The organism is Bradyrhizobium erythrophlei (assembly GCF_042430365.1).
GTDB classification, from domain to species: domain Bacteria; phylum Pseudomonadota; class Alphaproteobacteria; order Rhizobiales; family Xanthobacteraceae; genus Bradyrhizobium; species Bradyrhizobium erythrophlei.
Window position 1 is genome coordinate 20,081 of the sequence record NZ_JBHMET010000124.1, and the last position, 8,484, is coordinate 28,564.

Below are 8,484 nucleotides of genomic sequence, written 5' to 3' on the forward strand. Positions count from 1 at the left end.
CTTTACCCTCAGCTCTTCTTCTTCGGCTCCCACTTTTCGATCGGCCCGCCGGCGTCGCGCCATGCGGCGAAGCCGCCGCCCATATGGGCGACCGGCTTCAGGCCCATGTCCTGCGCGGTCTTGGCGGCGAGCGCCGAGCGCATGCCGCCGGCGCAGTGGAAGATGAACTTCTTGTCTTCCTGGAAGATCGGCTTGGCGTAGGGGCTGTTCGGATCGATCCAGAATTCAAGCATGCCGCGGGTGCAGGAGAATGCGCCGGGGATCTTGCCGTCGCGCTCGATCTCGCGGGGATCTCTGATGTCGACGATCACGACGTCGTCCTTGCCGATCAGCTTGATCGTGTCGACCGCGCTGATGGTCTCGATCTCGGCATTGGCCTCGTCGATCAGCGCCTTGATGCCGCGGTGAATGGTCTGGGGCATGGGCTTCTCCCTTGATGTTGTGGCGCGCCCGCGGCGCGCGACATTGCGTGTGCTTAACGCACCAGTTCCCTCATCGCATTCTCCAGCCCCTCGATCGTGATCGGGAACATCCGCTCGGAGAAGATGCGCCGGATGATCGTGGTTGATTCCGAATAGTCCCAGTGCTTCTGCGCCACCGGGTTGAGCCACACCGCATGCGGATAGGTGCGGATAATGCGATCGAGCCAGACCGAGCCGGCCTCCTCGTTGACATGCTCGACCGAGCCGCCGGGCACCATGATCTCGTAAGGCGACATCGAGGCGTCGCCGACGAATACCACCTTGTAGTCGTGCGGGTATTTGTGCAGCACGTCCCAGGTCGGCGTGCGATCGGTGAAGCGCCGCTTGTTCTGCTTCCAGACGCCTTCATAGAGGCAGTTGTGGAAGTAGAAATATTCCATGTGCTTGAATTCGCTCTTGGCGGCCGAGAACAGCTCCTCGACCTGCTCGATATGCGAATCCATCGAACCGCCGATATCGAAGAACACCAACACCTTGACCGCGTTGCGCCGTTCGGGGCGCATGTGCACGTCGAGATAGCCGTGGTTGGCGGTCTCCCTGATCGTGGTGTCGAGGTCGAGTTCATCCGGCGCACCGGTGCGCGCGAACTTGCGCAGGCGTCGCAGCGCGACTTTGATGTTACGGATGCCGAGCTCGACATTGCCGTCGAGGTCCTTGAACTCGCGCTTGTCCCACACCTTCACGGCGCGGTTGTTGCGATTCTTCTCCTGACCGATCCGCACGCCTTCCGGATTGTAGCCGTGGGCGCCGAACGGCGACGTGCCGGCGGTGCCGATCCACTTGCTGCCGCCCTGGTGGCGGCCCTTCTGCTCCTCGAGGCGCTTCCTCAGCGTCTCCATGAGCTTGTCCCAGCCCATGGCCTCGATCTGTTTCTTCTCTTCCTCGGTGAGATATTTCTCAGCGAGCTTCTTCAGCCACTCCTCGGGGATCTCGGCCTTGTCCATGGCGTCGAGCAGGCTCTCGAGCCCCTTGAACACCGAGCCGAAGACGCGGTCGAACTTGTCGAGGTTGCGCTCGTCCTTCACGAGCGCGGCACGCGACAAATAATAGAAGTTCTCGACCGATTGTTCGGCGAGGTCGGCGTCGAGCGCTTCCATCAACGTCAGATATTCCCGTAGCGTCACGGGGACCTGGGCGTCGCGCAGCGATGTGAAGAACTGCAGGAACATGGCTATCTAGATCGCCCGCGGGACCGGAGGCGTCAAGGGGTCCCGGTCGTGCCCCATCCTGAGGTCAGCCATTCACTTTCACCTCGCCACCCCGCAACCCTGAGTCTGCCGGTCATTCCGCGGGACGGAAACATTACGCCCGACATCCCATGCATACCACCGCTTTAGGTACCGCTGCGCTGCGGAATCCGTGCTAGACCGCCCCGCTTTTTCAACTAGAATTGCGCCTGACAAGACATTGGGCAGGGTCGTGGAATGGGTATCATTGCAGCACTGGTGATCGGTGCGATTGCCGGCTGGCTCGCCGGACAGATCGTGCGCGGCGCCGGCTTCGGGCTGATCGGCAACATCGTTGTCGGCATCATCGGCGCGCTGGTGGCAAGCTGGCTGTTGCCGCAACTCGGCATCAGCCTCGGCAGCAGCGCCATCCGCGATATCGTCAATGCCACGATCGGCGCGGTGGTGGTGCTGGTGATCCTGTCGCTGATCAGACGCGCGTGAGCGGGACAATTTCCCTCGAAGCGGCCGCTGTTCCAGCGGTCGTTTCATGTTGAGGCCCAAGTTAAGGCCGAAACGGCCAACGAACGAAACAAGGCTAAGAGATAGATGAAATTTACGGGAACCAAGGACTACGTCGCCACCGATGACCTTAAGGTCGCCGTCAACGCCGCCATCGTGCTCGAGCGCCCGCTCCTGGTGAAGGGCGAGCCCGGTACCGGCAAGACCGTGCTGGCCGAGGAAGTCGCCAAGGCGCTCGACGCGCCGCTGCTCACCTGGCACATCAAGTCCACCACCAAGGCACAACAGGGCCTCTACGAGTACGACGCCGTCTCGCGCCTGCGCGACAGCCAGCTCGGCGACAGCCGCGTCTCCGACATCAAGAACTACATCAAGCGCGGCAAGCTGTGGGACGCCTTCACCAACGGCAAGCGCCCTGTGCTGCTGATCGACGAGATCGACAAGGCCGACATCGAATTCCCCAACGACCTGCTGCTCGAGCTCGATCGGATGGAATTCCACGTCTACGAGACCGGCGAGACCATCAAGGCCAATCTGCGCCCGATCGTCATGATCACGTCGAACAACGAGAAGGAACTGCCGGACGCGTTCCTGCGCCGCTGCTTCTTCCACTACATCAAGTTCCCCGACGCCGAGACGATGGGCAAGATCGTCGACGTGCACTTCCCCAGCATCAAGAAGCGGCTGGTGGAAGAGGCGCTGCGCATCTTCTTCGAGGTGCGCGAGGTGCCGGGCTTGAAGAAGAAGCCCTCGACCTCGGAACTGCTCGACTGGCTCAAGCTGCTGCTCAACGAGGACATCACCCCGGAAATGCTCCGGGAACGCGACCCACGCAAGCTGATCCCGCCGCTGCACGGCGCGCTGCTCAAGAACGAGCAGGACGTGCATCTGTTCGAGCGGCTGGCGTTCCTGAGCCGCCGCGAAGTCTAGTTTCGACATCCGCATGCGCCGGGGCTTTGGCTCCGGCGTTTTGCTTGCCCGCCGCAACCAACAAGAAGACCAGGGAAGATGAACGTCCAAACCAAAATCAGTGCCGCCGAGCCGGTCACAACAGAACATTTCGACGTCCTGATCGCGGGCGCCGGCATCTCCGGCGTCGGCGCGGCCTACCACCTGACCACGCAATGCCCGGGCACCAGCTTCGTGGTGCTCGAGACGCAGAAGACGTTTGGCGGCACTTGGTCCACCCACCGCTACCCCGGTATCCGCTCCGACAGCGATCTCCACACCTTCGGCTATCGCTTCAAGCCGTGGACCAGCGCGCCGATCGCAAGCGCTTCGGAGATCCTGAAATACATGGGCGAGGTGATCGAGGAGAACGACCTCGCCCGCCACATCCGCTATCGCCACACCATCACCGCGGCGAAATGGTCGAACGAGACCAATCTCTGGACCATCGACGCGACGCGCATCGACACCGGCGAGAAGCTGCGCTTCACCACCAACTTCTTCTGGATGTGCCAGGGCTATTACCGCCACGCCGAGGGCTACACGCCGGAATGGACCGACATGGCCAAGTTCAAGGGGCCGATCATCCATCCGCAGAAGTGGCCCGAGGATCTCGACTACACGGGCAAGCGCGTCGTCGTGATCGGTTCCGGCGCGACCGCCGCAACCCTGATCCCGGCGATGGCCAAGGACGCCGGCCACGTCACCATGCTGCAGCGCTCGCCGACCTATTTCCGCACCGGCCGCAACGCGATCGAGATCGCCGAGGAGCTGCGCAAGCTCCAGGTCGACGAGCACTGGATCCACGAGATCACCCGCCGCAAGATCCTGTTCGAGCAGGATGCGTTCACCAAGAGGACCTTCGCCGAGCCTGAGGGCGCCAAGAGGGACCTGCTGTCCGCGGTCGAGGCCTATCTCGGCAAGGACTACGACATCGCGACCCACTTCACGCCGCGCTATCGGCCGTGGCGGCAGCGCATCGCCTTCATTCCGGACGGCGACCTGTTCCAGGCCATCAAGGGCGGCAAGGCGTCGGTCGTCACCGACGAGATCGACCGTTTCACCGGGAAGGGCATCCTGCTGAAGTCCGGCAAGGAGCTCGAGGCCGACATCATCATCACCGCGACCGGCTTCCACCTCTCGGCCAACGGCGACATCGACTTCGAGATCGACGGCAAACCGCTCGATTTCGCCGACACCGTGACCTATCGCGGCATGATGTTCACCGGCGTGCCGAACCTCGTCTGGGTGTTCGGCTATTTCCGCGCGAGCTGGACCTTGCGCGTCGACCTCGTCGCCGACTTCGTCTGCCGCATGCTCACGCACATGAAGAAGACCGGCGCGGACAAGGTGACGCCCGCGCTGCGGCCGGAAGATCACAACATGCCGCTGCTGCCGTGGATTGATCCGGAAAACTTCAACCCCGGTTACATGATGCGCGGCATGCACCTGTTGCCGAAGCGCGGCGACAAGCCGGAGTGGCAGCACAACCAGGACTACTGGGCCGAGAAAGACGAATTCCCGGCGATCGACCTCGAGGACAAGGCGTTCGTCTACGGCTGAGTCTCCTTCTCGCTATCTCCACCTCGTCATTGCGAGGAGCGAAGCGACGAAGCAATCCATGTACCCATTATGGGGAGATATGGATTGCTTCGCTTCGCTCGCAATGACGAAACCCCTCACGCATACTCCGGCAGCTTCGCCGCGGCCTCGGGCGTCTTGCCGCGGATCAGGTCGGAGGCCTTGTCGGCGATCATCAGCGTGGCGGCGTTGAGGTTGGCCGAGATCATCCGCGGCATGATCGAGGCGTCGATGACGCGAAGCCCCTGCATGCCGTGCACGCGGAGCTCGTCGTCGACCACAGCCCATGGCGCCTCCGCCGGCCCCATCCGGCAGGTGCAGCCGGGATGGAACGTGGTGGTGCCGCGCTCGGTCGCAGCCGCCAGCAATTCGTCGTCGCTCTGCACCTTCGGACCGGGGAAATCCTCATAGGCGTAATACGGCTTGAGCGGCTCGGAGGTGAGCAGCCGCCGCGCCAGCTTCATGCCGGCGACGACGACGCGGCGGTCGATCTCTTCGGCCAGATAGTTGGTCTGGATGATCGGCGGCGCAAACGGATCGGCGGAGCGGATCCGGACATAGCCGCGGCTCTCCGGCCGCTGCTGCCAGGACGCCACCGTCATGCCGGGCTCGTCCTCGAGCTGGCCCTGCACGCCTTCCTTGTAGCTCGCCGGCGTGAAGGTGAGCTGCAAATCGGAGCTCTCACTGGTCTCGCCCGAGTGCCAGAAGCAGTAGACCATGGTCGGCGACAGCGACAACAGGCCGCGCCGCGTCGTCGCCCATTTCAGCGCCTCGACCCAGAGGCTCACGCCGCGGCGAAGCTCGTTGATGGTCCGGATGTTCTTTACCCGTGCCACCGAACGCGGCGCGTAGTGATCCTGCAAGCCCTCGCCGACGCCTGCCAGCGCGTGCCGCACCTCGATGCCGTGCGACTTCAACAGGTCGGGCGACCCGACGCCGGAGAGCTGCAGCACCTGCGGCGAGTTGTAGGCGCCGCCGGACAGGATCACTTCCTTGTTGGCGCGCAGCTCGACCGGCTCACCGCCCTTACCGCCACGCAGATAGCGCACGCCGACCGCGCGCTTGCCCTCGAAGATGATGTTGGTGACATGCGCATGCGTCCGCACATCGACATTCGGCCGTTTGCGCGCCGGATGCAGGAACGCGGTCGCCGCGCTGACGCGCAGGCCGTTCTGGATGGTGCGCTGGCAGTAGGAGACGCCCTCCTGGATCCTGCCGTTGTAATCGGGGTTGCGCGGAATGCCGAGGCTGACCGCCCCCTCCATGAAGGCTTCGCAGAGCGGATCATTCCAGTCCATCGTGGTGACGGTGAGATTGCCGTCACGCCCGCGATAGGTGTCGTCGCCCTCGCCGACCCGCCGCTCCATCCGCCTGAAATAGGGCAGCACGTCAGGATAGCCCCAGCCGCGATTGCCCATCTGCGCCCAGGTGTCGAAATCCTGGCGCTGGCCGCGGTTGTAGATGTGGCCGTTGATCGACGACGAGCCGCCGAGCGTCTTGCCACGCGGCGCATAGATGCTGCGGCCGCCGGTCCACGGCCCCACCTCCTGCTGGTAGGCCCAGTTGATGCTCTTCATGTGGAAGGTCTTGATGAAGCCGGCCGGCAAATGGATGTAGGGATGCCAGTCGCTCGGTCCCGCCTCCAGCACGCAGACCCTGACAGCAGCGTCTTCACTCAAGCGGTTGGTCAGCACGCTCCCCGCGGAGCCTGCGCCGATAATCACATAATCGAACGTATCCATCGTGTCGTTTCTAGCGCGATGACTGATGTCACCGCGGCTTGTCGTTGAGTTGATAGTTGAGATGAGCCTTCACCGTCGGCCATTCGCTGGCGATGATGCTGTAAACCACCGTATCGCGCAACGTGCCATTCGGCGCAATCTGGTGGCTGCGCAAAATGCCGTCCTGCTTGGCGCCGAGGCGCTCGATGCCGCGCCGGCTCTGGTGATTGAAAAAGTGCGTGCGGAATTCCACCGCGATGCAATCGAGCTTCTCGAAGGCATGGGTCAGCAGCAGCAGTTTGCACGTCGTGTTGACCGCGCTGCGCTGCACACGCTTGGCGTACCAGGTCGAGCCGATCTCGACGCGGCGGTTCGGCGTATCGACGTTCATGTAGGTGGTCATGCCGGAGATCCGGCCTTCGGCATCGAATACGGTGAACGGCAGCATCGAACCTGCCGCCTGCAGGCCGAGCCGGCGGTCGATCTCCTTGCTCATGTTCTCGGGCATCGGCACCGAGGTGTACCAGAGTTTCGAGAGCTCGCCGTCCTTGACGGCCTCGATCAGCCCGTCGCGATGATCGTGCGACAACGGGTCCAGCCGCGCATGCGCGCCGCGAAGGGTGACGGGTTCAAGCCAGGGCATTTTCTTATCCTTTCCGTCATTGCGAGGAGCGAAGCGACGAAGCAATCCATTCCGTCCGAGGACGTGGCTGCATGGATTGCTTCGCTTCGCTCGCAATGACGAGGTCTATCACCTGTCGCGGTCACGTGTTCAGAAAATTCAGCGGCAGGCCGCCGCGCGGCCAGTCCATCGCGATCAGCTCGCCCTTGCCGGACAGCGTGATATAGGCGGTCTTCAGCTCGGGGCCGCCGAAGGCGATGTTGGTGGTGACGCGGTCGCCGGTCGGCACCTGCTCGACAACAGTGCCGTCGGGCGCGATCACCGAGATGCAGCCCGAGATCAGCGTCGCCACGCAGATATTGCCGCCCGCCTCCACCGCGAGCGAGTCGAACATCTGGTAGCCGCCGAGCCCCGCGATCGGCTTGCCGCGCTCGCCGCGATAGATCACGTCGCGCGGCTTGATGGTGCCGGGCTCGGAGACCTCGTAGGCCCACAGCCGCGCCGTCGGCGTCTCGGCGATGTAGACGGTCTTCTCGTCCGGCGACAGGCCGATGCCGTTGGCCGGCAGGATGCCGTGCACGGCTTCGACGATCTCGCTCATGCCGGGCTTGAGATAGTAGAACGCGCCGACATCCATGTCGCGGGCGCGCCGCTTGCCGAGGTCGGAGAACCACAGACCGCCGTGCTTGTCGAATACGAGGTCGTTCGGCCCACGCAGCGCATGCTCGCCGCATTTGGAGACGACGGTCTCGACCTTGCCGGACTGCAGGTCGACCCGCTGGATCGAGCCGCCGAGATAATCCTCGGGCTGCGGCCCCGGCATGATCATGTTCTTGGTCGGGATCCAGGAGAAGCCGCCATTGTTGCAGACATACATCTTGCCGTCGGGGCCGAGCGCCGCGCCGTTCGGCCCGCCCGGAAGCTTCGCGACCACGTCCTTTCGGCCGTCGGGTGAGATGCGGGTCAGGCGCTGGCCGCGGATCTCGACCAGGACGACCGACCCGTCCGGCATGACGACCGGCCCTTCTGGAAATTCCAGATCGGTGGCAAGAACACGGATATTGGCCATGGCATCCTCCCGGCTCATTGGCTGCCGGCGGATCGCATCAAGCCCCGCACGCGCAACATGTTGTTTCATCCCGTTATGACAAAGTCGCTCCAGCTTGCCAAGCAACCCGCCCGCAGGGCAGCCCGGCGCTAACGGTAGCTTCTCCCTCCCCGTCATTGCGAGCGAAGCGAAGCAATCCATCGCTCGGCATATGCGGAACGATGGATTGCTTCGTCGCTGTCGCTCCTCGCAATGACGGCGTGAAAATGTCGCTTCAAGACGCACTTTCGCGTTCTCGCGGCAGGAATCGCCCGAGGTTTGCCTTTGATTTCGCCTCTCTGAAGAACAGAGGGCGCAGGGAAAGCCGGGTGCCGATTGCACCCATGGGCCCTGT

Annotated in this window: 8 protein-coding genes; 3 read left to right on the forward strand and 5 right to left on the reverse strand. The window is 63.4% G+C overall.

Going from position 1 to position 8,484, the window contains the following annotated elements:
* Positions 1 to 8: 8 nt before the first annotated feature.
* Positions 9 to 422 carry a rhodanese-like domain-containing protein gene (locus ACFFWD_RS18635; RefSeq protein ID WP_376967675.1) on the reverse strand — a complete coding sequence of 138 codons (414 nt, stop codon included), beginning with the start codon at positions 420 to 422 and terminating at the stop codon, positions 9 to 11.
* A gap of 53 nt (positions 423 to 475) precedes the next feature.
* On the reverse strand, positions 476 to 1,651 hold the full coding sequence (locus tag ACFFWD_RS18640) for a vWA domain-containing protein (protein ID WP_376967677.1): 1,176 nt from the start codon (positions 1,649 to 1,651) through the stop codon (positions 476 to 478).
* Positions 1,652 to 1,906: 255 nt separating this feature from the next.
* Between ACFFWD_RS18640 and ACFFWD_RS18645 the strand changes: the two genes are divergently transcribed.
* The 3 genes from ACFFWD_RS18645 to ACFFWD_RS18655 all read left to right on the forward strand — a co-directional run bounded on the left by ACFFWD_RS18645 (position 1,907) and on the right by ACFFWD_RS18655 (position 4,681).
* Positions 1,907 to 2,152 carry a GlsB/YeaQ/YmgE family stress response membrane protein gene (locus ACFFWD_RS18645; RefSeq protein WP_376967679.1) on the forward strand — a complete coding sequence of 82 codons (246 nt, stop codon included), beginning with the start codon at positions 1,907 to 1,909 and terminating at the stop codon, positions 2,150 to 2,152.
* Positions 2,153 to 2,257: 105 nt separating this feature from the next.
* On the forward strand, positions 2,258 to 3,100 hold the full coding sequence (locus ACFFWD_RS18650) for an AAA family ATPase (protein ID WP_376967681.1): 843 nt from the start codon (positions 2,258 to 2,260) through the stop codon (positions 3,098 to 3,100).
* A gap of 78 nt (positions 3,101 to 3,178) precedes the next feature.
* On the forward strand, positions 3,179 to 4,681 hold the full coding sequence (locus tag ACFFWD_RS18655) for a flavin-containing monooxygenase (protein ID WP_376967683.1): 1,503 nt from the start codon (positions 3,179 to 3,181) through the stop codon (positions 4,679 to 4,681).
* A gap of 116 nt (positions 4,682 to 4,797) precedes the next feature.
* On the opposite strand, the gene ACFFWD_RS18660 is transcribed toward ACFFWD_RS18655, so the two are convergent.
* The 3 genes from ACFFWD_RS18660 to ACFFWD_RS18670 form a co-directional block, all read right to left on the reverse strand.
* A complete protein-coding gene (locus ACFFWD_RS18660; RefSeq protein WP_376967685.1) occupies positions 4,798 to 6,441 on the reverse strand; it encodes a GMC family oxidoreductase in 1,644 nt (547 codons plus the stop codon).
* Between the two features lie 28 nt (positions 6,442 to 6,469).
* On the reverse strand, positions 6,470 to 7,063 hold the full coding sequence (locus ACFFWD_RS18665) for a GNAT family N-acetyltransferase (RefSeq protein ID WP_376967687.1): 594 nt from the start codon (positions 7,061 to 7,063) through the stop codon (positions 6,470 to 6,472).
* A 121-nt stretch (positions 7,064 to 7,184) separates the two neighbouring features.
* Positions 7,185 to 8,111 carry an SMP-30/gluconolactonase/LRE family protein gene (locus ACFFWD_RS18670; RefSeq protein ID WP_376967689.1) on the reverse strand — a complete coding sequence of 309 codons (927 nt, stop codon included), beginning with the start codon at positions 8,109 to 8,111 and terminating at the stop codon, positions 7,185 to 7,187.
* Between the last annotated feature and the right edge of the window lie 373 nt (positions 8,112 to 8,484).